The 25722-nt window shown below is 57.9% G+C and carries 23 protein-coding genes; 16 read left to right on the top strand and 7 right to left on the bottom strand.

Features of this window, described 5'->3' with window-relative positions; genetic code table 11:
- The first annotated feature begins 72 nt into the window (after positions 1 to 72).
- Positions 73 to 1326 (top strand): serine hydroxymethyltransferase, encoded by a 1254-nt coding sequence (locus tag HBM95_17185; GenBank protein NIH44655.1) that lies wholly within the window; start codon positions 73 to 75, stop codon positions 1324 to 1326.
- Positions 1327 to 1380: 54 nt separating this feature from the next.
- Here HBM95_17185 and HBM95_17180 read toward each other — a convergent pair whose 3' ends face one another.
- Positions 1381 to 1803, bottom strand: coding sequence for a DoxX family protein (locus HBM95_17180; protein NIH44654.1), 423 nt, complete (start codon positions 1801 to 1803; stop codon positions 1381 to 1383).
- Between the two features lie 173 nt (positions 1804 to 1976).
- On the opposite strand from HBM95_17180, the gene HBM95_17175 reads away from it, so the two are divergent.
- Positions 1977 to 3116 carry a 3-phenylpropionate MFS transporter gene (locus tag HBM95_17175; GenBank protein NIH44653.1) on the top strand — a complete coding sequence of 380 codons (1140 nt, stop codon included), beginning with the start codon at positions 1977 to 1979 and terminating at the stop codon, positions 3114 to 3116.
- On the opposite strand, the gene csiE is transcribed toward HBM95_17175, so the two are convergent.
- Positions 3117 to 4394, bottom strand: coding sequence for a stationary phase inducible protein CsiE (gene csiE, locus HBM95_17170; GenBank protein ID NIH44652.1), 1278 nt, complete (start codon positions 4392 to 4394; stop codon positions 3117 to 3119).
- 125 nt (positions 4395 to 4519) lie between these two features.
- Between csiE and HBM95_17165 the strand changes: the two genes are divergently transcribed.
- Positions 4520 to 5158 carry a DUF1007 family protein gene (locus HBM95_17165; protein NIH44651.1) on the top strand — a complete coding sequence of 213 codons (639 nt, stop codon included), beginning with the start codon at positions 4520 to 4522 and terminating at the stop codon, positions 5156 to 5158.
- A complete protein-coding gene (locus HBM95_17160; GenBank protein NIH44650.1) occupies positions 5149 to 6141 on the top strand; it encodes a nickel/cobalt transporter in 993 nt (330 codons plus the stop codon). The genes HBM95_17165 and HBM95_17160 overlap by 10 nt, the downstream gene beginning before the upstream one ends.
- A 5-nt stretch (positions 6142 to 6146) precedes the next feature.
- On the opposite strand, the gene suhB is transcribed toward HBM95_17160, so the two are convergent.
- On the bottom strand, positions 6147 to 6950 hold the full coding sequence (gene suhB / locus HBM95_17155) for an inositol-1-monophosphatase (protein NIH44649.1): 804 nt from the start codon (positions 6948 to 6950) through the stop codon (positions 6147 to 6149).
- Between the two features lie 132 nt (positions 6951 to 7082).
- Between suhB and trmJ the strand changes: the two genes are divergently transcribed.
- From trmJ to sseB, 11 genes are all read left to right on the top strand, one after another.
- Entirely contained in the window at positions 7083 to 7808 is a 726-nt protein-coding gene (trmJ, locus tag HBM95_17150; GenBank protein ID NIH44648.1) for a tRNA (cytosine(32)/uridine(32)-2'-O)-methyltransferase TrmJ, read from the top strand.
- Between the two features lie 220 nt (positions 7809 to 8028).
- A complete protein-coding gene (iscR, locus tag HBM95_17145) occupies positions 8029 to 8520 on the top strand; it encodes a Fe-S cluster assembly transcriptional regulator IscR (GenBank protein ID NIH44647.1) in 492 nt (163 codons plus the stop codon).
- A 117-nt stretch (positions 8521 to 8637) separates the two neighbouring features.
- Positions 8638 to 9852, top strand: a complete 1215-nt coding sequence (iscS, locus tag HBM95_17140; protein NIH44646.1) for a cysteine desulfurase — start codon at positions 8638 to 8640, stop codon at positions 9850 to 9852.
- A gap of 24 nt (positions 9853 to 9876) precedes the next feature.
- Positions 9877 to 10263, top strand: coding sequence for a Fe-S cluster assembly scaffold IscU (gene iscU, locus HBM95_17135; GenBank protein ID NIH44645.1), 387 nt, complete (start codon positions 9877 to 9879; stop codon positions 10261 to 10263).
- A gap of 13 nt (positions 10264 to 10276) precedes the next feature.
- On the top strand, positions 10277 to 10600 hold the full coding sequence (gene iscA, locus HBM95_17130; GenBank protein NIH44644.1) for an iron-sulfur cluster assembly protein IscA: 324 nt from the start codon (positions 10277 to 10279) through the stop codon (positions 10598 to 10600).
- A gap of 76 nt (positions 10601 to 10676) precedes the next feature.
- Positions 10677 to 11192, top strand: coding sequence for a co-chaperone HscB (hscB, locus tag HBM95_17125; GenBank protein ID NIH44643.1), 516 nt, complete (start codon positions 10677 to 10679; stop codon positions 11190 to 11192).
- A 14-nt stretch (positions 11193 to 11206) separates the two neighbouring features.
- Complete coding sequence (gene hscA, locus HBM95_17120) at positions 11207 to 13057, top strand: Fe-S protein assembly chaperone HscA (GenBank protein ID NIH44642.1); 1851 nt, start codon at positions 11207 to 11209, stop codon at positions 13055 to 13057.
- Between the two features lies 1 nt (position 13058).
- On the top strand, positions 13059 to 13394 hold the full coding sequence (gene fdx, locus HBM95_17115) for an ISC system 2Fe-2S type ferredoxin (GenBank protein NIH44641.1): 336 nt from the start codon (positions 13059 to 13061) through the stop codon (positions 13392 to 13394).
- Position 13395: 1 nt separating this feature from the next.
- Complete coding sequence (iscX, locus tag HBM95_17110; GenBank protein ID NIH44640.1) at positions 13396 to 13596, top strand: Fe-S cluster assembly protein IscX; 201 nt, start codon at positions 13396 to 13398, stop codon at positions 13594 to 13596.
- A 60-nt stretch (positions 13597 to 13656) separates the two neighbouring features.
- Positions 13657 to 14943, top strand: coding sequence for an aminopeptidase PepB (gene pepB / locus HBM95_17105; GenBank protein NIH44639.1), 1287 nt, complete (start codon positions 13657 to 13659; stop codon positions 14941 to 14943).
- A gap of 109 nt (positions 14944 to 15052) precedes the next feature.
- Positions 15053 to 15829, top strand: coding sequence for an enhanced serine sensitivity protein SseB (sseB, locus tag HBM95_17100; GenBank protein NIH44638.1), 777 nt, complete (start codon positions 15053 to 15055; stop codon positions 15827 to 15829).
- 17 nt (positions 15830 to 15846) lie between these two features.
- On the opposite strand, the gene HBM95_17095 is transcribed toward sseB, so the two are convergent.
- From HBM95_17095 to HBM95_17080, 4 genes are all read right to left on the bottom strand, one after another.
- The gene (locus HBM95_17095) at positions 15847 to 16617 is read right to left on the bottom strand and encodes a MurR/RpiR family transcriptional regulator (GenBank protein ID NIH44637.1); all 771 of its coding nucleotides are present in this window, start codon (positions 16615 to 16617) and stop codon (positions 15847 to 15849) included.
- Positions 16617 to 17465, bottom strand: a complete 849-nt coding sequence (gene sseA / locus HBM95_17090; protein ID NIH44636.1) for a 3-mercaptopyruvate sulfurtransferase — start codon at positions 17463 to 17465, stop codon at positions 16617 to 16619. Before sseA ends, HBM95_17095 begins: the two co-directional genes overlap by 1 nt.
- A 90-nt stretch (positions 17466 to 17555) precedes the next feature.
- Positions 17556 to 18923 carry a 6-phospho-alpha-glucosidase gene (locus HBM95_17085; GenBank protein ID NIH44635.1) on the bottom strand — a complete coding sequence of 456 codons (1368 nt, stop codon included), beginning with the start codon at positions 18921 to 18923 and terminating at the stop codon, positions 17556 to 17558.
- Positions 18924 to 18935: 12 nt separating this feature from the next.
- Positions 18936 to 20480 (bottom strand): PTS transporter subunit EIIC, encoded by a 1545-nt coding sequence (locus HBM95_17080; GenBank protein ID NIH44634.1) that lies wholly within the window; start codon positions 20478 to 20480, stop codon positions 18936 to 18938.
- A gap of 289 nt (positions 20481 to 20769) precedes the next feature.
- Here HBM95_17080 and HBM95_17075 point away from each other — a divergent pair, with 289 nt between their 5' ends.
- Positions 20770 to 25722 (top strand): alpha-2-macroglobulin family protein, encoded by a 4953-nt coding sequence (locus tag HBM95_17075; GenBank protein NIH44633.1) that lies wholly within the window; start codon positions 20770 to 20772, stop codon positions 25720 to 25722.

Genomic DNA, 25722 nt, shown 5'->3' with positions numbered 1-25722 from the left:
CTGTTGCCCGTCGTCCAACAGGACTGCCTTTTCAGGCCAAAATTTACTTGTTAGCTGAGTCAGGAGATGCGGATGTTAAAGCGTGAAATGAACATTGCCGATTATGATGCCGAACTGTGGCAGGCTATGGAGCAGGAAAAAGTACGTCAGGAAGAGCACATCGAACTGATCGCCTCCGAAAACTACACCAGCCCGCGCGTGATGCAGGCGCAGGGCTCTCAGCTGACCAACAAATACGCTGAAGGTTATCCGGGCAAGCGCTACTACGGTGGTTGCGAGTACGTTGATATCGTAGAGCAGCTGGCTATCGACCGTGCTAAAGCACTCTTTGGCGCTGACTACGCAAACGTCCAGCCGCACTCCGGCTCCCAGGCTAACTTCGCGGTTTACACCGCACTGCTGCAGCCGGGCGATACCGTTTTAGGTATGAATCTGGCGCAGGGCGGCCACCTGACTCACGGCTCCCCGGTTAACTTCTCCGGCAAACTGTACAACATCATCCCTTACGGTATTGATGAGTCCGGTAAAATTGACTACGAAGACATGGCGAAGCAGGCTAAAGAGCACAAGCCGAAGATGATCATCGGCGGCTTCTCCGCTTACTCCGGTATCGTTGACTGGGCAAAAATGCGTGAAATCGCGGACAGCATCGGTGCTTACCTGTTCGTTGACATGGCGCACGTTGCGGGCCTGATTGCCGCAGGCGTTTACCCGAACCCGGTTCCACACGCTCACGTTGTGACCACCACCACCCACAAAACCCTGGCAGGTCCACGCGGTGGCCTTATCCTGGCGAAAGGCGGTGACGAAGAGCTGTACAAAAAACTGAACTCCGCCGTGTTCCCAAGCGCGCAGGGCGGCCCGCTGATGCACGTTATCGCGGCAAAAGCGGTAGCGCTGAAAGAAGCGATGGAGCCAGAGTTCAAGGTTTACCAGCAGCAGGTTGCTAAGAACGCTAAAGCGATGGTGGAAGTTTTCCTGAACCGTGGCTACAAAGTGGTTTCCGGCGGGACTGAAAACCACCTGTTCCTGCTGGATCTGGTTGATAAAAACCTGACCGGTAAAGAAGCTGACGCCGCTCTGGGCCGCGCCAACATCACCGTGAACAAAAACAGCGTGCCAAACGATCCGAAGAGCCCGTTCGTGACCTCGGGTATCCGTATCGGTTCTCCGGCCGTCACTCGCCGCGGCTTTAAAGAAGCGGAAGTGAAAGAGCTGGCTGGCTGGATGTGTGACGTTCTGGACAACATCAATGACGAAGCGGTTATCGAGCGCGTTAAAGGTAAAGTTCTGGATATCTGCGCACGCTTCCCGGTATACGCATAATTCCTCTGCTTTGCAGAAATAAAAAAGGCCGCGCTTGCGGCCTTTTTTTTGGGCTTAACGCCGATCCAGGGAAATGGCCCCAGGCCCGACTATCGCCAGCAAAATAAAGGCGCCAGCAATACTGACGTTCTTGTAGAAATTAATCATATTCGGCACAACCGCATCACCGGTCATATCCCAGTAGTGGTGACCGATGATCGCCGTGCCCAACGTATAGAAGACAAAGAGAACCGCAAGAGGGCGGGTGAAAAAGCCCAGCACGATCAGGATGGCGGCAGGCACTTCCATCACCACCGCAATAATGGCCGCCAGCATGGGCATCGGCGTACCCAGCGAGGTCATATACTGTACGGTGCCGCTAAATCCTGTCAGTTTCGGGTAACCAAAGATAATAAACAGTACGACAAGTGCGATACGCCCAATCAACAGCAGCAGATGACGCGACTGACCAAAGTCGAGATAACGTAGTGAGTTCATGGCAGAAATACCTCTGCAAGTGGAGTAATTTAAACGTAATACACATTTTCATTCCCTGCCATAAGCCAGACGACTGCTCGATATGTTAATTTTTCGTTAATTTATAGCAGGCTATCTACTTGCTTAATTTTTATATTCTCGCCAGACTATGGCCTCCATTTCGGGAGGGATTCATGGTCTTGCATTCCACGCGCTGGCTGGCGCTCAGCTACTTCACCTACTTTTTTAGCTACGGTATTTTTCTGCCTTTCTGGAGCGTCTGGCTCAAGGGAATTGGTTTGACCCCAGAAACCATCGGTATCCTGCTGGGCGCGGGGCTGGTGGCTCGTTTCCTTGGTAGCCTGCTGATTGCACCCCGCGTCAGCGATCCCTCCCTACTAATAAAAGCGGTGCGTATTCTGGCGCTGCTAACGCTGGTCTTTGCGGCCTGCTTCTGGGTCAGCCACCAGTTTGCCTGGCTGATGGTGGTGATGGTCGGCTTTAACCTGTTCTTCTCACCGCTGGTACCCCTGACGGATGCCCTGGCGAACACCTGGCAAAAGCAGATCACCATGGACTATGGGCGCGTGCGCCTGTGGGGCTCGATTGCCTTCGTGATCGGCTCGGCGCTGGTGGGGAAACTGGTCAGCCTTTACGACTACCGTGCGATTCTGGCTTTGCTCAGTATCGGGATAGCCTCGATGCTGCTTGGGATGCTGCTGCGCCCGTCGGTGATGCCGCAAGGGGAGAGTCGCCATCAGGAGAGCGCCGGCTGGCCCGCCTGGCGGAGCCTGGTGGCACAGAGCTGGCGTTTTCTGGCGTGCGTCTGTCTGCTTCAGGGGGCGCATGCGGCGTATTATGGCTTCAGCGCTATCTACTGGCAGGGGGCGGGCTACTCTGCCTCTGCGGTCGGTTACCTGTGGTCGCTGGGCGTGGTGGCAGAAGTCATTATTTTCGCCCTGAGCAAGAAGCTGTTCCGCCGCTTTGGCGCGCGCGACCTGCTGCTGCTTTCCGCGGTGTGCGGCGTGGTTCGCTGGGGCATTATGGGCTGGACAACGGAACTGCCGTGGCTGATTTTGGCGCAGATTCTTCACTGCGGCACGTTCACCGTGTGTCATCTGGCGGCGATGCGCTATATCGCTGCGCGTGAGGGCGGGGACGTGATTCGTCTTCAGGCGGTCTATTCTGCGGTGGCGATGGGCGGCAGCATTGCAGTGATGACGGTATTTGCGGGCTTCCTCTACCAGCATCTTGGACACGGCGTGTTCTGGGTCATGGCGCTGGTGGCGCTCCCGGCGATGTTTGTTCGACCAAAAGTGGCCGCGCGGACGTAACTACGATTCCAGCATGGCGCGAATATGTTCTTGCTGCTGCGCGTTCAGTGATTCAACCGCGTGGATCAGCGGCGGCGAGAACAGCGGCAGGGCCGTAGGGTAGGGGGTGATAACCAGCGCGGCTTCGCGCGGCGCCCCCTCTTTCTGAAACGCCTGCAGGGTCAGATAGCGAATATTGAGCGGCAGCAGCGTCAACTCGCGCAGCTGCTGTTCAATTATCTCCTCGCAGGATTTATCCTCCCCGGTCAGCAGCACCACCTGTTTTTCATGCAGGTCGGTCTCCTGCATCAGCCAGGCGCCAAAAATGACCGCCACGAGCGCCATCTCCTCATCGGAAAAACGCAGGCCAAACTCCGCCTCCAGCTCAAACAGCGCCTCTTTCGTTGTGCGTAACAGCCGGGGATAGAGACGGTGAATTTCCTCGGGCAGGCTATTGTCGATGCCGATCTCAAACAGGGAGCGGTCCAGCGCCTGAGCCAGATGGATATACAGCTGATCGGTCAGCCCCTGCTCGTCGCTGAAGTTCATCCCGGTCTGGGAGCGAAAACGGGCCACCATGCGCACGATGGCGCGGCGCAAACGCTGATCCTGCTGGTGTTTATCGAGCACCGGATCGGGCGTGCGGAGCATCATAAACAGCAGCGCCAGAAACAGTTGCTCATCTACGTGCGCGCCCTGCGGCACGCGCCGCTTCCAGTGGCGGACAATCTCCTGTGCCGTAAAATACTCTCCCCGCGACTGGGTCCAGCTGCGCTGGGCATGCGAAAACTGCGGCGTGTTTCCTAAGTGATGCTGGATGAGGCAGTATTGTAAATAGAGCTGTAAGAACTGGACGTCGCGGCATTCAAACTGGCGCTGCAGCTTGCGTGAGCAGAAGCCGATCAGCGCCCGCAGGTTCGCATCGTCGTAAAGCGGCCGCGCGATACCGTGCTGTTTAAGCGCGGTTTTTAAGGCTGGCGTAAACTGGTGCAAGACAAACTGTGGGCAAAGGCGGAGCGCCCTGCGCAGCCAGTGCAGCAGGCACAAACGCTGATTCAGGGCAGTGCCTTCAATTCGGTAGCTGCCGTCGTGGTGCGTAACGATATCCAGCCGGTGATAGCGCTGGATTTCATCGCGCGTCTCGGCTATATCTTGCCGTGCCATGACGTCGTCCACGCCGTTGGCAGCGATTATGCTCTGTGCGGTGACGGCAGCATCGGGCAGGTAAAGCATTAAAAGCACCTGGCAGCGGCGCTGCGAACTGGAAAGCACAGATGGAATTTCAAGCGTCGTCATCATCTGTCGGGTATCCAGTGTGAATGTTTGATAAGAATAGCTAAAGGATGGGCGCTGAAAAGCGCGCCGGCAGGCCTTTCACTCAGGATTGCTGGGGAACATCACAGAATTTTTGACGTGAGGAATTGATGCGGACAGTTAAACAAAATGCGATGGCGTTATTTTTGGCGGTTATCACCTTTACCGCCAGCGCGCATCCTCACAGTTTTATCAGCCTGAAAACCGAGCTGGTCACCGACGGCACGCAATTGAGCGGCCTGAAAATGCGCTGGACGATGGATGAAATCACCTCGGCGGATCTGCTTTATGATGCGGGCAACGCGAAGCCCGGCGACGAAATCTGGAAAAAGCTGGCGGCGGAAGTGATGGCCAACGTGTTGGGTCAGCACTACTTCACCGAGTTCTGGCATAACGGACAAAAGGTGAAGTTCCTCAATCGCCCGACAGAATACGGCATGTCCCGCGACGGGCATCAGGCGGTGCTGACATTCGTGCTCCCGCTGGCGCACCCGCAGCCGCTGGCAGGACAAACCTATACGTTTTCCACCTTTGACCCAACGTACTACGTGGACATGAGCTATGCCGAAGAGCGCGACGTTCAGCTTCCGGCATCGTTGCAAAAAACCTGCAAAATTGCGGTTCATACCCCGAAGCCCAGCGAAGAGACGCTGAACTTTGCGGTCTCTCTCGATAAGGAAGATGCGCCGCCGGAGGACATGGAACTGGGTAAACAGTTCGCACAGAAGGTAACGTTACAATGTCAGTGATCTCCTCTCCGGTACGAAAACCGCGCCGCTGGTTGCACCTCTGGCCGCTGGCGCTCTTTTTACTGTTTGCCTTCGGCGGTTCGCTCTGGCTGTGGCAGGCCTGGCCGCAGGTGATGATGAAAAGCATCATCTGGCAGCGTGAGGTCAACCAGCAGATGAGCGGGCTGCTGAAGGCGGTGGCGGAGAATCCGACCAGGGCGGGCGGTTCTCTGCTGGCGTTCAGCTTCATCTACGGCGTGCTGCACGCGCTGGGTCCGGGGCACGGTAAAATCGTCATAACCACCTGGCTTGCGACCCATCCGTCGAAGCTGAAATCGAGCATTGGCCTGACGCTGGCCTCTTCGCTGCTTCAGGGGGGCGTGGCGATAGCGCTGGTGGTGGTTGTGCTTTCGCTATTACAGCTTCCCGCGCGCCAGCTTCACATGAGCAGCTTCTGGCTGGAGAAGGTCAGCTATGCGCTGGTGGGCGTGCTGGGGCTGATCCTCTGCTGGCGGGCGCTGAAAAAGCTGCGCGCGCTGCTGCAAAAGCCCAAATTCAAAACCTTTACGCCGCACCACGTTCATGATGAACACTGCGGCTGCGGGCATCAGCACCTGCCGACGCAGGATCAATTACAGAGCGGTGACGACTGGCGCGCGCGGCTGATGATAGTTCTCTCTATGGGGATGCGCCCGTGCTCGGGGGCCATCATGGTGCTGCTGTTCAGTAAAGTGATTGGTGTGTTCGGCTGGGGCATGCTCTCGGCGCTGGCGATGGCGGCAGGGACGTCTCTCACCATTTCGTCTTTAGCGCTGCTGGTACACAGCTTCCGTCAGCTGGCGGTCAAACTCAGCGGCAATAAAACGCCGGTGCTGTGGCGGCAGGTAGGATGGACAACGCTCGCGCTGGCGGGCGGGGTGATTCTGCTGGTGGCGGCGGTGACGATGTGGGTGAGTACGGTGCCGTTTAACACCCTCTCCCCTTTGGGGAGAGGGCTGGGGTGAGCGGATTAACGCTTCAGCGCATCGCTCAGCTCGTCACGCATGTTGGCCAGCATGGCTTTAACAACGCGTGGGTTACCCGCAACGATGTTGCCGGTAGACATATAGTTATGGCCGCCGGTGAAGTCGCAAACAATCGCGCCTGCTTCACGTGCGATCAGCTCGCCCGCCGCGAAGTCCCACGGCTTCAGTGACAGTTCGAAGTAACCGTCAACGCGGCCGGTGGCAACGTAGGCCAGATCCAGCGCAGCAGAGCCGGTACGACGGAAGTCCGCGCATTCGGTGAACAGCTTGCCCAGGATATTCATATAGGTGGTAGCGTGCTGCTTCGCCTTGAACGGGAAGCCGGTCGCTAGAATGGTACCGTCCAGGTCGCGTGCGTTGCTGCAGCGCAGACGGTAGCCGTTCAGCTGTGCGCCCTGGCCACGGGTAGCGGTGAACAGTTCGTTACGCATTGGATCATAAACAACGGCGACTTCAGTACGGCCTTTAATGCGTACTGCAATTGACACAGAGAAGTGTGGCAGGCGTTTGACGAAGTTGGTGGTGCCATCCAGTGGATCGATAACCCATTGAACATCCTGATCGGTACCTTCATGTTCACCGCTTTCTTCGGTGATGATGGTGTGCTGCGGGTAAGATTTGCGGATCGTTTCGATAATAATCGCTTCTGCGGCTTTATCGACGTTAGTCACGAAATCATTGCTGCCTTTCTGGCTGGTTTCTACGGAGTCTGGCGTTTCGTAGTGTTTGGCAATTACGTTACCCGCCTTGCGCGCTGCGCGCACGGCGATGGTCAGCATCGGATGCATCGGTCTCTCTCACTGGATGTTAAAGAACAGGAAAATCGGCGCAGAGTATAGCAGCGGGATCGGATTATGTCTCCCGTTTATGATAATATGCCCGAATATTCTTCAGACACTGAATCCAGACATCTAAAAATTATGCTGCAAAACATTCGAATCGTGCTGGTCGAAACATCGCACACCGGCAACATGGGCTCCGTTGCCCGCGCTATGAAAACCATGGGCTTAACGAACCTCTGGCTGGTTAACCCGCTAGTGAAGCCCGACTCTCAGGCTATCGCTCTGGCGGCCGGGGCAAGCGACGTGATCGGCAACGCCCAGATCGTCGATACCCTCGACGAAGCGCTGGCCGGCTGTAGCCTCGTTGTCGGTACCAGCGCGCGCTCCCGCACGCTGCCGTGGCCGATGCTGGACCCGCGCGAATGCGGCCTGAAAAGTGTCTCAGAAGCAGAACAGGCGCCAGTTGCGCTGGTGTTTGGCCGCGAGCGAGTTGGCCTGACCAACGACGAACTGCAGAAGTGCCACTACCACGTTGCGATTGCCGCCAACCCGGAATACAGCTCGCTGAACCTGGCGATGGCGGTGCAGGTTATCGCCTACGAAGTGCGTATGGCGTGGCTGGCGACGCAGGAAAAGCAGGCAGAACCGAAAGAAGAGACGGCCTATCCGTTGGTGGACGACCTTGAGCGTTTCTACGGCCACCTGGAGCAGACGCTGCTCTCTACCGGTTTCATCCGTGAAGGCCACCCGGGTCAGGTGATGAACAAGCTGCGCCGTATGTTCACCCGCGCGCGCCCGGAAAGCCAGGAGCTGAACATCCTGCGCGGAATTCTGGCGTCGATTGAGCAGAAAAATAAAGAGTAGTGCCGGTTTGTTTTCTCCCTCTCCCCGTGGGAGAGGGCCGGGGTGAGGGCATCAGGCCGAACCCAGGCAATACGGCACGGAAGGTTAAATACCTGACTAAAACAGTCAAGTAAATAGTTGACCATTTTAGTCAGGAATGTCAGACTTGGCCCTGCTATGCAATACCCCCATTTTACAATAAAAAACCCCGGGCAGGGGCGAGTTTGAGGTTAAGTAAGACATGAGACTGACATCTAAAGGGCGTTATGCCGTGACCGCGATGCTGGACGTTGCGCTCAACTCCGAAGCGGGCCCGGTTCCGTTGGCTGATATTTCTGAACGACAAGGGATCTCCCTCTCTTACCTGGAACAGCTGTTCTCCAGACTGCGTAAAAATGGACTGGTTTCCAGCGTTCGTGGCCCGGGCGGCGGTTATCTGCTGGGTAAAGACGCGGGCAGTATTGCGGTTGGTGAAGTGATTAGCGCCGTTGACGAATCCGTGGACGCGACCCGTTGCCAGGGTAAAGGCGGCTGCCAGGGTGGCGATAAGTGCCTGACCCACGCGCTGTGGCGCGATCTGAGCGACCGTCTGACGGGCTTCCTGAACAATATCACCCTCGGTGAACTGGTGAATAACCAGGAAGTTCTGGACGTATCAGGCCGTCAGCACAGCCATGATTCACAACGCAGCACCCGCGCGCAGGACGCTATCGACGTCAAATTACGCGCGTAATAAAACGATAAGTATTTCAGAATCAGGCCGGGGCGGTCACGCCCCGCGTACTCGGTCGTACATCCAGCCGGTTGCCTGATTCCTTGCATTGAAGCGATGTACGGAGTTTAAAGAGCAATGAAATTACCGATTTATCTCGATTACTCCGCAACCACGCCGGTGGACCCGCGTGTTGCCGAGAAAATGATGCAGTGTCTGACCCTGGACGGAAACTTTGGTAACCCAGCTTCCCGTTCACACCGTTTTGGCTGGCATGCTGAAGAGGCGGTGGATATCGCCCGTAATCAGATTGCTGACCTGGTGGGTGCCGACCCGCGTGAGATTGTTTTCACCTCCGGTGCGACCGAATCCGACAACCTGGCGATCAAAGGTGCAGCCAACTTTTATCAGAAAAAAGGCAAGCACATCATCACCAGCAAAACCGAACACAAAGCCGTGCTGGACACCTGCCGTCAGCTGGAGCGTGAAGGGTTCGACGTGACTTACCTGGCGCCGCAGAGCAACGGGATCATCGACCTGAAAGAGCTCGAAGCGGCCATGCGTGATGACACCATTCTGGTCTCCATCATGCACGTTAACAACGAAATCGGTGTCGTTCAGGACATCGCGACCATCGGCGAAATGTGCCGCGCGCGCGGTATCATCTACCACGTGGATGCGACCCAGAGCGTGGGCAAACTGCCTATCGACCTGAGCCAGCTGAAAGTAGACCTGATGTCCTTCTCCGGCCACAAAATCTATGGCCCGAAAGGAATCGGCGCGCTGTACGTCCGTCGTAAGCCACGTATCCGCATCGAAGCACAGATGCACGGCGGCGGTCACGAGCGCGGCATGCGTTCCGGCACGCTGCCTGTTCACCAGATCGTGGGCATGGGCGAAGCGTACCGCATTGCAAAAGAAGAGATGGAAACCGAGATGGCGCGCCTGCGCACGCTGCGTAACCGTCTGTGGGACGGCGTGAAAGATATGGAAGAAGTGTATCTGAACGGCGATCTCGAGCAGGGCGCACCAAACATTCTCAACGTCAGCTTCAACTATGTTGAAGGCGAATCGCTGATTATGGCACTGAAAGACCTGGCCGTTTCTTCCGGTTCTGCCTGTACGTCTGCAAGCCTGGAGCCATCCTACGTGCTGCGCGCGCTGGGTATGACCGACGAGCTGGCACACAGCTCTATCCGTTTCTCTTTAGGTCGTTTCACTACCGAAGAAGAGATTGACTACACCATCAAGCTGGTTCGCAACTCCATTGGCCGTCTGCGCGACCTTTCTCCACTGTGGGAAATGTTCAAGCAGGGCGTGGATCTGAACAGCATTGAATGGTCACATCACTAATCGGTACATAAGGAGAATTCAATCATGGCATACAGCGAAAAAGTCATCGATCATTACGAGAACCCGCGCAACGTTGGCTCTTTTGACAACAGCGACGAATCTGTCGGTAGCGGCATGGTTGGCGCACCGGCGTGTGGCGACGTGATGAAGTTGCAGATTAAAGTCAACAATGAAGGTATCATTGAAGACGCGCGTTTCAAGACCTACGGCTGCGGTTCTGCAATTGCGTCCAGCTCCCTGGTCACCGAATGGGTGAAGGGCAAGTCTCTGGACGAAGCACAGGCAATCAAGAACACGGATATTGCTGAAGAACTCGAACTGCCGCCGGTGAAAATTCACTGTTCTATTCTGGCAGAAGACGCGATCAAAGCCGCCATTGCGGATTATAAAAGCAAACGTGAAGCAAAATAATTGAGGTTTGAGTATGTCGATTACCCTTAGCGACAGCGCTGCCGCGCGAGTAAGCTCTTTTCTGGCGAACCGTGGTAAAGGCTTTGGCCTGCGACTGGGCGTACGTACCTCCGGCTGTTCTGGTATGGCTTACGTACTGGAGTTTGTTGACGAGCCGGCTTCTGACGACACCGTGTTTGAAGACAAGGGCGTGAAGGTGGTGGTCGATGGCAAAAGCCTGCAATTCCTCAACGGCACTCAGCTGGACTTCGTTAAAGAAGGCCTGAACGAAGGGTTCAAATTCACGAACCCGAACGTCAAAGACGAGTGTGGTTGCGGCGAAAGCTTCCACGTTTAACCGCGCGTCATCCGAAACCCCACCGCAGGATCTCTGCGCGTGGGGTTTGTTCTAACAGGCTACCCCTGAGATTGTTATGGATTACTTCACTCTCTTCGGACTACCCGCTCAATACCCGATCGATCTCCAGTCGCTGACGATCCGTTTTCAGGATCTGCAGCGTCAGTATCATCCGGATAAATTCGCCAGCGGGACGCAGGCAGAACAGCTGGCTGCGGTTTCCCACTCTGCCACCATCAATCAGGCCTGGCAGACGCTGCGCCATCCGCTGGCGCGCGCTGAGTATCTGCTCTCGCTCCACGGTTTCGACCTGGCGAGCGAGCAGCACACCGTGCGCGACACGGCGTTTCTGATGGAGCAGCTGGAGCTGCGCGAAGAGCTGGATGAGATTGAACAGGCCAAAGACGAAGCGCGTCTGGAAAGCTTCATTAAGCGCGTGAAGGGCATGTTCGATACCCGCCATCAGCAGATGGTGGAGCAACTGAACAACGAGACCTGGGATGTAGCGGCAGACACTGTGCGCAAACTCCGTTTTCTCGATAAACTGCGAAGCAGTGCTGAACAACTCGAAGAAAAGCTGCTCGATTTTTAATTTCGGAAGCAATTATGGCCTTATTACAAATTAGTGAGCCTGGCTTAAGTGCCGCACCGCACCAGCGTCGTCTGGCGGTGGGTATTGATCTCGGCACCACCAATTCCCTTGTGGCAACCGTGCGCAGCGGCCAGGCGGAAACGCTGGCCGACGAGCAGGGCCGCCATCTGCTGCCTTCCGTGGTCCACTACCAGCAGCAGGGTCACGCGGTCGGCTATGACGCCCGCGCCAACGCCGCGCGCGATCCGGCCAACACTATCAGCTCCGTAAAGCGCATGATGGGCCGCTCGCTGACCGATATTCAGACCCGCTATCCGCATCTGCCGTATCAGCTGCGGGCCAGTGAAAACGGCCTGCCGATGATCGCGACCGCGGCCGGTCTGCTGAACCCGATTCGTGTTTCCTCCGACATCCTCAAAGCGCTGGCGGCACGCGCGACGGCGACGCTCGGCGGCGATCTGGACGGTGTAGTCATTACCGTTCCGGCTTATTTTGACGATGCACAGCGTCAGGGCACCAAAGACGCGGCGCGTCTGGCGGGCCTGCACGTACTGCGCCTGCTGAACGAACCGACGGCGGCGGCGATTGCCTACGGCCTCGACTCCGGTCAGGAAGGGGTCATTGCGGTTTACGATCTCGGTGGCGGCACCTTTGATATCTCGATCCTGCGCTTAAGCCGCGGGGTGTTTGAAGTGCTGGCGACAGGCGGGGATTCCGCGCTGGGCGGCGATGACTTCGACCATCTGCTGGCGGACTACATCCGCGAGCAGGCGGGTATCAGCGATCGCAGCGATGCGCGCGTGCAGCGTGAACTGCTGGATGCGGCTATCGACGCCAAAATCGCCCTGAGCGATGCGCAGACGGTTACCGTAAACGTTGCGGGCTGGCAGGGTGACATTACCCGCGACCAGTTCGACGACCTGATTGCCCCGCTGGTAAAACGCACCCTGATGGCCTGTCGTCGCGCGCTGAAAGATGCGGGCGTTGAGGCCAGCGAGGTGCTGGAAGTGGTCATGGTGGGCGGTTCGACCCGCGTGCCGCTGGTGCGCGAGCGCGTGGGCGAATTCTTTGGCCGCACGCCGCTGACCTCCATCGACCCGGACAAAGTGGTTGCCGTGGGCGCCGCAATCCAGGCCGATATTCTGGTCGGCAACAAGCCGGACAGCGAAATGCTGCTGCTGGACGTCATCCCGCTGTCCCTTGGTTTAGAAACCATGGGCGGTCTGGTGGAGAAAGTGATCCCGCGTAACACCACCATTCCGGTGGCGCGTGCGCAGGAGTTCACCACCTTCAAAGACGGCCAGACCGCAATGTCCATCCACGTGATGCAGGGCGAGCGCGAGCTGGTGCAGGACTGCCGCTCTCTGGCGCGCTTTGCGCTGCGCGGCATTCCGGCGCTGCCGGCGGGCGGGGCGCATATTCGCGTCACCTTCCAGGTAGATGCGGACGGCCTGCTGAGCGTCACGGCGATGGAAAAATCGACCGGCGTGGAATCGTCCATTCAGGTGAAGCCGTCCTACGGCCTGACCGATGGCGAAATCGCCTCCATGATTCAGGACTCAATGAGCTACGCCGAGCAGGATGTGAAGGCGCGTATGCTGGCTGAACAAAAAGTTGAAGCCGCCCGCGTGCTGGAGAGCCTGAACGGCGCGCTCGCTGCCGATGCCGCGCTGTTAAGCGCCGCTGAGCGCCAGGTGATTGACGACGCTGCCGCGCGCTTAAGCGCTGTCGCAGTTGGCGATGACGCTGACGCAATAGAAGAAGCCATTAAAAACGTTGATAAACAAACCCAGGACTTCGCTGCTCGCCGCATGGACAAATCTGTCCGCGTCGCGCTGAAAGGCCAGTCCGTGGACGAGGTTTAATATGCCAAAGATTGTTATTTTGCCTCATGCGGACCTCTGTCCGGATGGCGCTGTTCTGGAAGCGAAGACCGGTGAAACCATTCTCGATGTAGCCCTGCGTGCAGGTATCGAAGTGGAACACGCCTGTGAAAAATCCTGTGCCTGCACCACCTGCCACTGCATCGTGCGTGAAGGTTTCGACTCTCTCGCCGAGAGCACCGAAGACGAAGACGACATGCTGGATAAAGCATGGGGTCTGGAGCCAGACAGCCGCCTGAGCTGCCAGGCCGCGGTGACCGATGAAGATCTGGTCGTGGAATTCCCACGCTACACCATCAACCACGCACGCGAGCATTAATATGGGACTAAAGTGGACAGACAGCCGTGAAATCGGCGAAGCGCTCTACGACGCGAACCCGGATCTCGATCCGAAGACCGTACGATTCACCGACATGCATCAGTGGATCTGCGATTTAGAGGATTTCGACGACGAGCCAAACGCATCCAATGAAAAAATTCTGGAGGCGATTCTGTTAGTCTGGTTAGATGAAGCAGAATAAATAACAAAACGGGCTGCCTTCAGGCGGCCCGTTTGCTAGTTGCTAATAAGGATAAATAAAATGACCGAAGCGATGAAGATTACGCTCTCTACGCAGCCAGCCGACGCGCGCTGGGGCGAGAAAGCCAGCTACAGCATCAACAACGATGGTATTACCCTGCACCTGACGGGCAAAGATGATCTGGCCCTGATCCAGCGCGCCGCGCGGAAAATTGACGGCCTGGGTATTAAGCATGTGTCCCTGGAAGGTGAAGGCTGGGATACCGACCGCAGCTGGGCATTCTGGGCGGGCTACAAAGGCCCAAAAGGCACCCGCAAAATTGAGTGGGCGAACCTCGACGAAGCCGGTCAGAAAGAGCTGGAAAGCCGCCTGCAAATTATCGACTGGGTGCGCGACACCATTAACGCTCCGGCGGAAGAGCTCGGTCCGGAGCAGCTGGCGCAGCGCGCGGTTGACCTGCTGTGCGGCGTGGCGGGCGACAAGATGTCCTACCGCATCACCAAAGGTGAAGACCTGCGCGAGCAGAACTACATGGGTATCCACACCGTGGGCCGAGGTTCTGAGCGACCTCCGGTCCTGCTGGCGCTGGATTACAACCCAACCGGCGATAAAGAAGCGCCGGTCTTTGCCTGCCTGGTCGGGAAAGGCATCACTTTTGATACCGGAGGCTACAGCCTGAAGCAGAGCGCGTTCATGGATTCCATGAAGTCCGACATGGGCGGCGCGGCAACCATCACCGGCGCGCTGGCGTTCGCCATCACCCGCGGTCTGAACAAGCGCGTGAAGCTCTACCTGTGCTGCGCGGACAACATGGTCAGCGGCAACGCCTTCAAGCTGGGCGACATCATTCGCTACCGCAACGGCAAAAACGTTGAGGTGATGAACACCGACGCGGAAGGCCGTCTGGTGCTGGCCGATGGCCTGATCGACGCCTCTGCCCAGAAACCAGAGCTGATTATCGATATGGCAACCCTGACCGGCGCGGCGAAAACCGCCCTGGGTAATGACTACCATGCGCTGTTCAGCTTCGATGACAAGCTGGCCGCTCGCCTGCTGGCAAGCGCCGCTGCGGAAAACGAACCGTTCTGGCGTCTGCCGCTGGCCGAGTTCCACCGCAGCCAACTGCCGTCCAACTTTGCCGAGCTGAACAACACCGCGAGCGCTGCATACCCGGCGGGGGCAAGCACCGCCGCAGGCTTCCTGTCTCACTTCGTTGAGAATTATCATGAAGGCTGGCTGCACATCGACTGCTCCGCAACCTACCGTAAAGCGGCGGTTGAGCAGTGGTCCGCGGGCGCGACCGGTCTGGGCGTGCGTACCGTGGCGAACCTGCTGACGGCTGAGTAATCGTTATTGCCCTCACCCTAACCCTCTCCCACAGGGAGAGGGGATGGTTTGCTCCCTCTCCCTGTGGGAGAGGGCCGGGGTGAGGGGAAATGCATCATCTGGAATTGTTATGTCCGAAACCAAAAACGAATTAGAAACCCTGCTGGAGCAGGCGGCGACCGAGCCCGCACACCGTCCGGCATTTTTCCGCACGCTGCTGGAGTCCACCGTCTGGGTGCCGGGCACCGCGGCGGAAGGCGAGCAGGTTGTCGAAGACAGCGCGCTGGATCTGCTGCACTGGGAAAAAGACGACGGCTCTTCGGTGATCCCGTTCTTCACCTCGCTGGAAGCCCTGCAGGAAGCGGTAGAAGATGAACAGGCGTTCGTGGTAATGCCGGTGCGTACCCTGTTTGAAATGACGCTGGGCCAGACGCTGTTCCTCAACGCGAAGCTGCCAACCGGGAAAGAATTCACCCCGCGTGAAATCAGCCACCTGATTGGCGAAGAGGGTAACCCTCTCAGTACCCAGGAGGTGCTGGAAGGGGGCGAAACGCTGCTGCTGTCTGAGGTGGCTGAGCCGCCTGCGCAGATGATAGATTCTCTGACCACGCTCTTCAAAACCCTGAAACCAGTAAGACGCGCGTTCCTCTGCTCTATCAAAGAGAGCGCTGACGAAAAGCCTGTTTTGCTGATTGGCATTGAAGCCGACGGCGATATCGACGACATCATTCAGGCCGCGGGAAGCGTGGCGACCGACACGCTGCCGGGCGACGAGCCGATCGATATCTGTCAGGTGACGAAAGGTGAGAAGGGCATCAGCCACTTTATCACCGAGCACATCACCCCGTTCTACGAGCGTCGCTGGGGCGGCTTCCTGCGCGATCTAAAAACAAACCGCATTATCTGATTACGGCGGGGTGAGTTTCACCCCGTTGCTTCCAGCAGCAGTAAATCCATCAGCAGCACCAGATTCGACTCAAACGACGTCACTCCTGCGGCTTCGGCGGCGAAGTGTACCGCTTCGTCATAGAGGGCAAAGTGCACGTCCGCCATCCCCGCCAGCGTATTGGCCGAGGCGCGGGTAAACGCGACGATGGTCATGCCGACGTTTTTGGCAATCCGCGCTTTGTCCAGCACCTGCTCCGTTTCGCCGCTGCGCGAGACGGCAATAAACACCTGATAGCGCGCGGCGTTGCTGAGAAATATATTACGGCTGTCCCCCGGCCCGGAGATGAACGCCGTTTTGCCCAGTACCTGTAATTTCTTGGTCAGGTACTCGGCAAAGAGATAGGAAAACCCTGCGCCATAGAGAAAGAAGCTCTCTTTCTGGCGCAGGAGGTCGGCAAACTGCTGGCGCTTCTCCTGCGTGACCCACTGGAAGGTGTGCTGATAGTTGGCGATAAACTGATTAAACAGCGCCGGGAGTTCAGGAAGGGATTGCGCCTCGGCGGCTATATGCGGCGTGTCGGAGAGCAGTTGCTTGCAGTGCCAGATAAATTCACTGAAGCCGCTGAAACCCAGCTTCTGACACAGCCGCATAATGGTGGCGGTCGAAACAAACGTCGCCTTAGCCAGCTCTCGCACCGTGATGTTGCCCACCAGCAGCGGATGCTCCGTGAGGTGGGCGAGGACGCGATACTCCGCGCGGGTCAATGACGCTCCGCGCGTTAACAGCGTGGCCAGGCGGTTATCCATTATTTCGCGGGTTCGACAGGCAGATCTTCCCGCGCACCCCATTCGCTCCAGGCGCCGTCGTAGAGCGTGACGTCGCTTACGCCGAGCGTGGCAAGCGCCAGAATCACTACGCAGGCCGTTACGCCGGAGCCGCAGCTGGCAATAATCGGACGATGTAAATCCACGCCAGCACGGTCAAAAATGGCGCGCAGCTCGTCGGTGGTTTTCAGCTCGCCTTCAAACACCAGGTCGCCCCACGGCACGTTCAGCGCGCCCGGAATATGTCCACGCTTCAGCCCCGGACGCGGCTCGTCCGCTTCGGCATTAAAGCGAGGCGCAGGTCGGGCATCGACGATCTGCGCCGTTTTTTCATGGCTCGCGACCAGGACGTCGGTCAGGCGTTTCACCACGTTAGCGTCGAACGTCGCGTCGAATTCCCCTTCCGGCAGCGTTACGTCGCCCTGCTGGAGCGGCAGCTCGTCGCGCTTCCAGCCCGCCAGCCCGCCCGCCAGAATCGAGACTTTTTCCACGCCAAAGTTTTTCAGCATCCACCACGCGCGCGGTGCGGAGAAGAGGTTCCCTTCATCATAGACAACAAGATGTTTGTCTTTGCTGACGCCCAGCTCGCGCATCGCCACGGAAAACGCTTCCGGGCGCGGCAGCATGTGCGGCAGGGGAGAGTTGCGATCGGAGAGGGCTTCGATATCAAAAAATACCGCGTCAGGCAGATGTCCGGCACGGTATTCCGCGACCATATCGCGAAGGTGTTCCTGCCCGGCCGGGGCCATACGCGCGTCAATAATCTGGACTTCCGGATCGTCGCCGTGCTCAATCAGCCAGTCGGCGGCGACAAAATATGAGGTGGACATGGGTTGCCTCCATTCTTTTCCGTAAAAAAGGATTGTCGGTGTTTTTTCTGACACCGACAAGCAAACCTCGTTCAACTCGCGAGCAAGCCCCTATTTTTTCACCGGTTCGCCGTCCTGCCAGGCTTTTTGCAGCGCAGGCCAGTAGTCGCGGTTGGCCTCGATCATCTCATCCAGAATCGCTTTCGCATGTTCCATGGTCGGCACGGTGCGGTTGAGGGTGAACGCCTGCAGGGCTTTCTCATAGCTGCCCTCGATGGTCGCCTCCACCAGAAGCTGTTCCGAGGCGAGCTGCTGTTGCAGCAGAGTCTGATGGAACAGCGGCACCTGCCCCACGCGCACAGGCTCCGGCCCTTCGGAGGTGATATAGGCGGGCACTTCCACCACCGCATCGTACGGCAGATTGGTTATCGCCCCGCGGTTTTCCACCATCACCAGATGTCGTTGGCGCAGGTTAAAGGCCAGCGAACAGGCTACGTCAACGATAAACTCACCGTGAACGCCTACGTGGAAGGCATCCGGTAAAATCCCGGTGCGCTTGTACTCTTCAGCAGCAGCAAAAAGTTTTTTCTCACGCCCGTTCATCACTTCGTTAGCACGGGTATAGTCCGGGTTCTGATGCTCCACAATCTGGTTCGGCATCAGGTAGTACTGCAGGTACGGGTTCGGCAGGTACTCCGGGAAGTTATCCATAATCGGCTTGATGTTGCGCCAGGTTTTAACCCACGACGGATCGGAGTGCTGCGGATCGGTTTTGGCCGCATCTTCCGTCAGCAGGCCAAACTTCGCGATATGCTTACGCAGCGCCGGCAGCTTGTCCTCGCCGTCCACCAGCACGCGGATAAACCAGCCGAAGTGGTTCAGGCCGAAATAGTCCACTTCCAGCCTGCGGCGATCCACGCCCAGAATGGCGCCCATGTTGCGCATGGCGGCGACGGGCATATCGCAAATATTCAACACCCGCGCGTTAGGGCGCAGGCGGCGCACGCCTTCCGCGACGATCGCCGCCGGGTTGGAGTAGTTCACGATCCAGGCCTTCTCATGCGCGTAGCGATCCACCAGATCGATAAGCTCGACCATCGGCAGGATCGTGCGCAGTCCGTAGGCCAGCCCGCCGGGGCCGCAGGTCTCCTGGCCGACCACGCCGTGACGCAGCGGGATCTTCTCATCCTGCTCGCGCATTTTATACTGGCCGACGCGCATCTGGGCGAAGACGAAATGCGCGCCGCTGAAGGCCACTTCCGGGTCACTGGTGACGGTAAATTTGATGCTCTGGCTGTGGTCGCGAATGACCTTTTCGACGACGGGCGCAATGGTGTTCTGACGCGTTTCGTCGATGTCATAGAGGCGAATTTCGGCCAGCGGGAAATCCTGCAGGCGCACCATCAGGCTTTTTACAATACCCGGCGTGTAGGTGCTGCCGCCGCCGGCAATCGACAGAATAAATGGGGGTGTAAACATCTTTAGCTCCTTTCAGAGAAACGTCTCAACGGCTTCTCGCATTTTTTTGACATGCAGCCCGTAGACCACCTGAACGTTGTTACCTTGTTTGATAACCCCTTTCGCACCGGTCGCCTTCAGGCGAGGCTCGTCGATGATGGCGACGTCCTTCACCGTGACGCGTAAGCGGGTGTAGCAGTTATCCACAACCTCAATATTTTCCCGGCCGCCCAGGCCCACCACGATGGACTCGCCCAGCCCGTCGTTGTTGCCTTTCGCCTGGTACTCCTGCTTGCTGTAGAGGCGTGTCTCCTGATCTTCATCCTCACGGCCCGGCGTTTTCATGTTGAAGCGCAGGATCAGGAAGCGGAACACCACGAAGTAGAGGGCAAACACGATCAGCCCGACCACGATGTACATCGGCCAGTTGGACTTCTCCGTGCCGAGCGGCAGGTTGTAGAGGATGAAGTCGATAATCCCGTTGGCGCCGATGGCGTGAACGCCCAGCAGCGAGAACAGCATCATGCCGATGCCGGTCAGCACCGCATGCACCACGAACAGCAGCGGGGCGACGAACAGGAAGGAGAACTCAATCGGCTCGGTCACGCCGACCAGCAGTGAGGTCAGCGCCGCCGGGATCAGAATCGCTTTCGCAATGGCTTTACGCTCGGGCTTTGCGGTCATGTACATTGCCAGCGCGGCGGCAGGCAGGCCGAACATCTTGCTGATGCCGCGCGCGTCCCACACTACCGTGCTGCTGAGCTGCTTCACGTCCGGGCAGGCCATCTCGGCGAAGTAGATATTGCGCGCGCCCTGATAGGTTGCGCCGCACACCTCCTGCGTACCGCCCAGTTCGGTATAGAGGAACGGCGTATAAACCAGATGATGCAGGCCTGTCGGCACAAGAATGCGCTCAAGGAAACCGTAAATGGCTACGCCGAGCGGGCCGGAGCCTTTAATAGCCAGCGCCAGCGCGCTAATGCCGTGCTGAGCGTACGGCCAGAGTTCGCTCATTACCACGCCGAGCAGCATAGAGACGGGCAACATGACAATCGCCACAAAGCAGTGTCCGGAGTAAATCGCCATCGCGCCGTTAAACTGTATGCCGGAGTATTTGTTATACAGATAACCGGATAGCGCCCCGGTCAGGATCCCGGCGAACACGCCCATCTCCAGCACCTGCACGCCCAGCACCATGCTTTGACCCGCGGCTTTCATCTGCTCAGCAGGGGCCAGCTCGCCCTGTAGCTGCAGCGTGACGTTCATGGCATTGATAAACACCACGAAGGTCACCAGCCCAATCAGCGCCGCGTAGCCTTTATCGCGCGTCGCCAGACCAATCGGGATCCCGACGGCAAACACCAGCGCCAGGTTGACCAGCACCGACACGGCAGACTTGGCGATCAGCTGGCCAATATTCTGAATAAGGGGATGCCCGAGAAAAGGCAGGTATTCTGCGAGGTTACCGTTACCCAGCACGTTACCAAAGGCGATAAACAGACCGACGATCGGTAAGATAAGTACCGGTCCGTACAATGATTTTCCGAAATTTTGTAGGGCGTTCACGGCTCGTTTCATAGCTTTCTCTCTTTTTGAACCGCGCACTCGGGGTGCGTCATGGTCATAAAGCTAGCAGTCTTCAGGCGAGCTTATCCAGCTATCTTCTTGTTTTAAAAACAAATGACGTGAAAGGTAACATGTGACGTTATGTGCTGTGATCGCGGTTACATCCCAGTGTAACGGGGGAATGCCATCCTGCGAGGCGCTTTCCAGATTCTAAAATTGGACTTTTTGTATTAACGAAACTTGCGGATAATACTTATTCGGACGACGACCAACAGGCCCCCTCTCAGGCCAGGGACAAAGGATGAAACCGTTTCGCTTAGCCGCGATCTCTCTCGCGCTGCTCACCACGTTTACGCTTGTCGGCTGTGATAACAGCGATGATAAGCCTCAGGCTGCTGCGCCAGCAGCGTCTACTGCATCAACACCGAAAGCCGCAGAAAAGCCCGATGCTGAAACGCTGGCTAAAATGGCCGCCCAGAGTCAGGGAAAAGCGCTGACCCTGCTTGATGCCTCGGAAGTTCAGCTCGACGGTGCCGCCACGCTGGTGCTGACCTTCTCTGTACCGCTGGATCCGAATCAGGATTTCGCCAAAACGGTGCATGTCGTGGATAAGAAAAGCGGCAAGGTTGACGGGGCGTGGGAACTTGCGCCTGGCCTGAAAGAGCTTCGCCTGCGTCATCTGGAGCCTAACCGAAACCTGGTCATCACCGTGGATCGTGGCCTGGTGGCGCTGAACAAAGCGACCTTTGGCATTGATTATGAAAAAGCCCTGACCACCCGGGATGTAGAACCGACGGTCGGTTTTGCCAGCCGCGGCTCGCTGCTGCCGGGTAAGGTAGTGGAAGGTCTGCCGGTGATGGCGCTTAACGTCAACAATGTGGACGTTAATTTCTACCGCGTGAAGCCGGAATCGCTGGCCTCGTTTGTCAGCCAGTGGGAATACCGTAACTCGCTGACCAACTGGGAATCAGACAATCTGCTGAAGATGGCGGAGCTGGTCTATACCGGTCGCTTTGACCTCAATCCGGCGCGCAACACGCGCGAAAAACTGCTCCTGCCGCTGAAGGATATCAAGCCGCTTCAGCAGTCCGGCGTCTATATTGCCGTTATGAACCAGGCCGGGCATTACAGCTACAGCAATGCCGCAACACCCTTTACCCTGAGCGATATCGGTTTGTCCGCTCACCGCTATCATAACCGGCTGGACATCTTCACCCAGAGCCTGGAAAACGGTGCGGCGCAGTCCGGTGTCACCGTCACGCTGTTAAATGATAAAGGGCAGACGCTTGCCGAGGCGAGCAGCGACGCCGACGGTCATGCGAAGCTTGAAACCGATAAAGAAGCCGCGCTTATTCTGGCCAGCAAAGACGGCCAGACCACGCTGCTTGACCTCAAGCTTCCGGCGCTGGATCTGGCGGAGTTCGATATTGCCGGTAACCCGGGATACAGCAAGCAATTCTTTATGTTTGGCCCGCGCGATCTCTATCGTCCGGGTGAAACGGTGATTCTCAACGGCTTACTGCGCGACAGCGACGGAAAACCGCTTCCCGACCAGCCCGTGAAGCTTGACGTGCTGCGCCCGGACGGCCAGGTGGCACGTACTATCGTTGTTCAGCCTGAGAACGGCCTCTACCGCTTCAATTATCCGCTGGATAGCGGCGCGCAGACCGGCATGTGGCATATTCGTGCCAACACGGGCGATAACCTGCAGCGCATGTGGGACTTCCACGTTGAAGATTTTATGCCTGAGCGTATGGCGCTGAACCTGACGGGACAAAAAGCACCGGTTTCCCCGCAGGATAACGTGGACTTTAACGTTGTGGGCTATTACCTCTATGGCGCACCGGCCAACGGCAACTCGCTGCAGGGCCAGCTTTTCCTGCGTCCGTTGCGCGAGGCGGTTACTGCGCTGCCGGGCTTCCAGTTCGGTGATATTGCTGAGGAAAACCTGAGCCGCAGCCTGGATGAAGTACAGCTTACGCTGGATGAGCAGGGGCGCGGGCAGGTGACCACCGAAAGCCAGTGGAAAGAGGTACACTCGCCGCTGCAGCTGATTCTGCAGGCCAGCCTGCTGGAGTCGGGTGGACGTCCGGTAACGCGTCGCGCTGAGCAGGCCATATGGCCGGCGGCGGAGCTGCCGGGGATCCGCCCGCAGTTCGCCAGTAAAGCGGTTTACGACTACCGTACCGATACCACCGTCAACCAGCCGATTGTCGATGAAAACGGCAACGCCACCTTTGATATTGTTTATGCCGATGCCAGCGGCGCGAAAAAAGCGGTTTCCGGCTTGCAGGTTCGCCTGATCCGCGAGCGACGTGACTACTTCTGGAACTGGTCTGAGAGCGAAGGCTGGCAGTCTCAGTTTGATCAGAAAGACCTGGTCGAAGGCGAGCAGGCGCTTAGCCTTAAGGCCGATGAAACCGGAAAAGTCACCTTCCCGGTGGAGTGGGGCTCATACCGTCTGGAAGTGAAAGCGCCTGATGAAATGGTCAGCAGCGTGCGCTTCTGGGCGGGCTACAGCTGGCAGGATAACAGCGACGGCACGGGAGCAGCACGCCCTGACCGCGTGACGCTGAAACTGGATAAACCGGCCTATCAGCCAGGCGATACCATCCAGCTGCACATTGCAGCGCCGGCCGCAGGCAAGGGCTATGCCATGATTGAGTCCAGCGAAGGGCCGCTGTGGTGGAAAGAGATCGACGTACCGGCAAACGGTCTGGATCTCTCCATTCCGGTGGATAAGGCCTGGAAACGGCACGATCTCTACCTCAGCGCGCTGGTGGTGCGTCCTGGCGATAAATCCAAATCCGCTACGCCGAAGCGCGCGGTTGGACTGCTGCATCTGCCGATGGGCGACGAAAATCGTCGCCTGAACATAGCGCTGGATAACCCGCAGAAAATGCGTCCAAACCAGACGCTCTCCGTGAAGGTGAAGGCCAGCGTGAAAGAGGGGGCAGTTCCGCAGAAAGTGAACGTGCTAGTCTCGGCGGTGGACAGCGGCGTGCTGAACATTACCGATTACGTCACGCCGGATCCGTGGCAGGCTTTCTTTGGCCAGAAACGCTACGGCGCGGATATCTACGATATCTACGGCCAGGTCATTGAAGGGCAGGGCCGTATGGCCGCGCTGCGTTTCGGTGGTGACGGCGATGAACTCAAGCGCGGCGGTAAACCGCCTGTGAACCACGTCACCATTATTGCCCAGCAGGCTCAGCCGGTTACGCTGGATGCCAACGGAGAAGGCACTATCACGCTGCCGATTGGTGATTTCAACGGCGAGCTGCGCCTGATGGCGCAGGCCTGGACGGAAGATGACTTCGGCAGCAGCGAAAGCAAGGTTGTGGTGGCCGCGCCGGTTATTACCGAGCTTAATACGCCGCGCTTCCTGGCAAGTGGAGATACCTCACGGCTGACGCTGGATCTCACCAACCTGACCGACAAACCGCAAACGCTGAAGGTTGCCCTGCGCGCGACAGGCAAGCTGTCACTGGAAGGCGCACAGCCGCAGCCGGTTCAGTTGCCTCCGGGCGGGCGCAGCACCCTGTTTATTCCGGTGCGTGCACTGGAGGGGTATGGAAACGGTGAGGTGACGGCACAGGTTACCGGTCTGGAGCTTCCTGGCGAAACCTTTGCCCCGCAGCAGAAGAGCTGGAAAATCGGCATTCGTCCGGCGTTCCCGGCGCAGACGGTCAATACCGGTGCCATGCTGAACCCTGGCGAGTCCTGGACCGCGCCGGCACAGCATAGCAATGGATTCTCTCCTGCCACTCTGCAGGGGCAACTGCTGCTGAGCGGTAAACCACCGCTCAACCTGGCGCGCTACATCCGCGAACTACAGGCGTATCCGTATGGCTGCCTGGAACAAACCACCAGCGGCCTGTTCCCGTCTCTCTATACCAACGCGGCGCAGCTTACCGCGCTTGGCATCAAAGGAGATACCGATGACAAGCGCCGTGCTGCCATTGATGTCGGGATCTCCCGTCTGCTGCAGATGCAGCGTGATGATGGCGGTTTTGCCTTGTGGGATAAAAACGGCCCGGAAGAGTACTGGCTGACCGCCTATGTGACTGACTTCCTGGTGCGCGCGGGTGAGCAGGGCTATAGCGTACCTGCCGATGCGGTGAACAATGCCAACAACCGTCTGCTGCGCTACCTTCAGGATCCGGGCATGATGTCCATTCGCTATAGCGATGATACTCAGGCCAGCAAATTTGCCGTGCAGGCTTATGCCTCGCTGGTGCTGGCGCGTCAGCAAAAAGCGCCGCTCGGTGCGCTGCGTGAAATCTGGGAGCGTCACGCTCAGGCCGCCTCCGGGCTGCCGCTGATGCAGTTGGGCATGGCGCTTAAACTGATGGGCGATGCGCCGCGCAGCCAGCAGGCGCTGGATCTGGCACTTAAAACGCCGCGCAACGACAGCAAAAACTGGATGGCCGATTACGGCAGTCAGTTGCGCGATAATGCCCTGATGCTCTCCCTGCTGGAAGAGTACAAGCTGCTGCCGGATGCGCAAAATACGCTGTTGAATGCGTTGTCTGAACAGGCTTTCAGCCAGCGCTGGCTGTCTACTCAGGAAAGCAACGCGCTGTTCCTGGCCGGACGTTCGCTGCAAACCTTGTCAGGTGCCTGGCAGGCGAAAACCTCCCTGTCTGATATCGCATCAGGCGGGGATAAGGCGCAGGTACAAAACGTGAGCGGCGACCAGCTCGGTGCGCTGCAGGTAACCAATACCGGCACGGCACCGCTGTGGGTACGTCTGGACAGCACCGGCTATCCGGAATATGCCCCTCAGCCGAGCGCTAACGTGCTGCAGGTTGAACGTCATATCCTGGCAACCGATGGCAGCAGCAAATCGCTCTCTTCGCTGAAGAGCGGTGAGCTGGTGCTGGTCTGGCTTGAAGTGAAAGCCAGCCAAAACGTGCCGGATGCGCTGGTAGTGGATCTCCTCCCGGCAGGTCTGGAGCTGGAAAACCAGAATCTGGCGAGCAGCAGCGCTAGCCTGCAGGATAGCGGTAGCGAAGTGCAGAACCTGCTCAGCCAGATGCAGCAGGCGGATATTCAGCATATGGAGTTCCGCGATGACCGCTTTGTGGCTGCCGTGCCGGTAAACGAAGGTCAGCCGGTCACACTGGTCTATCTGGCACGCGCCGTGACGCCGGGAACCTACCAGGTACCGGTGCCGATGGTGGAGTCTATGTACGTTCCGCAGTGGCGGGCAACGGGTGCGGCCAGCGGCCCGCTGATCGTTGTTCCGTAA

It is taken from the genome of Enterobacter asburiae (assembly GCA_011754535.1).
Taxonomy (GTDB): domain Bacteria; phylum Pseudomonadota; class Gammaproteobacteria; order Enterobacterales; family Enterobacteriaceae; genus Enterobacter; species Enterobacter cloacae_N.
Note: the sequence above shows the minus strand (reverse complement) of the source record. Positions and strands in the feature narration are given on the sequence as shown.

Bases quoted from the DNA above. Each gene is read 5' to 3' on its own strand.
- HBM95_17185 (NIH44655.1), top strand. From the start codon at position 73: ATGTTAAAGCGTGAAATGAACATTGCCGATTATGATGCCGAACTGTGG.
- HBM95_17180 (NIH44654.1), bottom strand. From the start codon at position 1,803: ATGAACTCACTACGTTATCTCGACTTTGGTCAGTCGCGTCATCTGCTG.
- HBM95_17175 (NIH44653.1), top strand. From the start codon at position 1,977: ATGGTCTTGCATTCCACGCGCTGGCTGGCGCTCAGCTACTTCACCTAC.
- csiE (NIH44652.1), bottom strand. From the start codon at position 4,394: ATGATGACGACGCTTGAAATTCCATCTGTGCTTTCCAGTTCGCAGCGC.
- HBM95_17165 (NIH44651.1), top strand. From the start codon at position 4,520: ATGCGGACAGTTAAACAAAATGCGATGGCGTTATTTTTGGCGGTTATC.
- HBM95_17160 (NIH44650.1), top strand. From the start codon at position 5,149: ATGTCAGTGATCTCCTCTCCGGTACGAAAACCGCGCCGCTGGTTGCAC.
- suhB (NIH44649.1), bottom strand. From the start codon at position 6,950: ATGCATCCGATGCTGACCATCGCCGTGCGCGCAGCGCGCAAGGCGGGT.
- trmJ (NIH44648.1), top strand. From the start codon at position 7,083: ATGCTGCAAAACATTCGAATCGTGCTGGTCGAAACATCGCACACCGGC.
- iscR (NIH44647.1), top strand. From the start codon at position 8,029: ATGAGACTGACATCTAAAGGGCGTTATGCCGTGACCGCGATGCTGGAC.
- iscS (NIH44646.1), top strand. From the start codon at position 8,638: ATGAAATTACCGATTTATCTCGATTACTCCGCAACCACGCCGGTGGAC.
- iscU (NIH44645.1), top strand. From the start codon at position 9,877: ATGGCATACAGCGAAAAAGTCATCGATCATTACGAGAACCCGCGCAAC.
- iscA (NIH44644.1), top strand. From the start codon at position 10,277: ATGTCGATTACCCTTAGCGACAGCGCTGCCGCGCGAGTAAGCTCTTTT.
- hscB (NIH44643.1), top strand. From the start codon at position 10,677: ATGGATTACTTCACTCTCTTCGGACTACCCGCTCAATACCCGATCGAT.
- hscA (NIH44642.1), top strand. From the start codon at position 11,207: ATGGCCTTATTACAAATTAGTGAGCCTGGCTTAAGTGCCGCACCGCAC.
- fdx (NIH44641.1), top strand. From the start codon at position 13,059: ATGCCAAAGATTGTTATTTTGCCTCATGCGGACCTCTGTCCGGATGGC.
- iscX (NIH44640.1), top strand. From the start codon at position 13,396: ATGGGACTAAAGTGGACAGACAGCCGTGAAATCGGCGAAGCGCTCTAC.
- pepB (NIH44639.1), top strand. From the start codon at position 13,657: ATGACCGAAGCGATGAAGATTACGCTCTCTACGCAGCCAGCCGACGCG.
- sseB (NIH44638.1), top strand. From the start codon at position 15,053: ATGTCCGAAACCAAAAACGAATTAGAAACCCTGCTGGAGCAGGCGGCG.
- HBM95_17095 (NIH44637.1), bottom strand. From the start codon at position 16,617: ATGGATAACCGCCTGGCCACGCTGTTAACGCGCGGAGCGTCATTGACC.
- sseA (NIH44636.1), bottom strand. From the start codon at position 17,465: ATGTCCACCTCATATTTTGTCGCCGCCGACTGGCTGATTGAGCACGGC.
- HBM95_17085 (NIH44635.1), bottom strand. From the start codon at position 18,923: ATGTTTACACCCCCATTTATTCTGTCGATTGCCGGCGGCGGCAGCACC.
- HBM95_17080 (NIH44634.1), bottom strand. From the start codon at position 20,480: ATGAAACGAGCCGTGAACGCCCTACAAAATTTCGGAAAATCATTGTAC.
- HBM95_17075 (NIH44633.1), top strand. From the start codon at position 20,770: ATGAAACCGTTTCGCTTAGCCGCGATCTCTCTCGCGCTGCTCACCACG.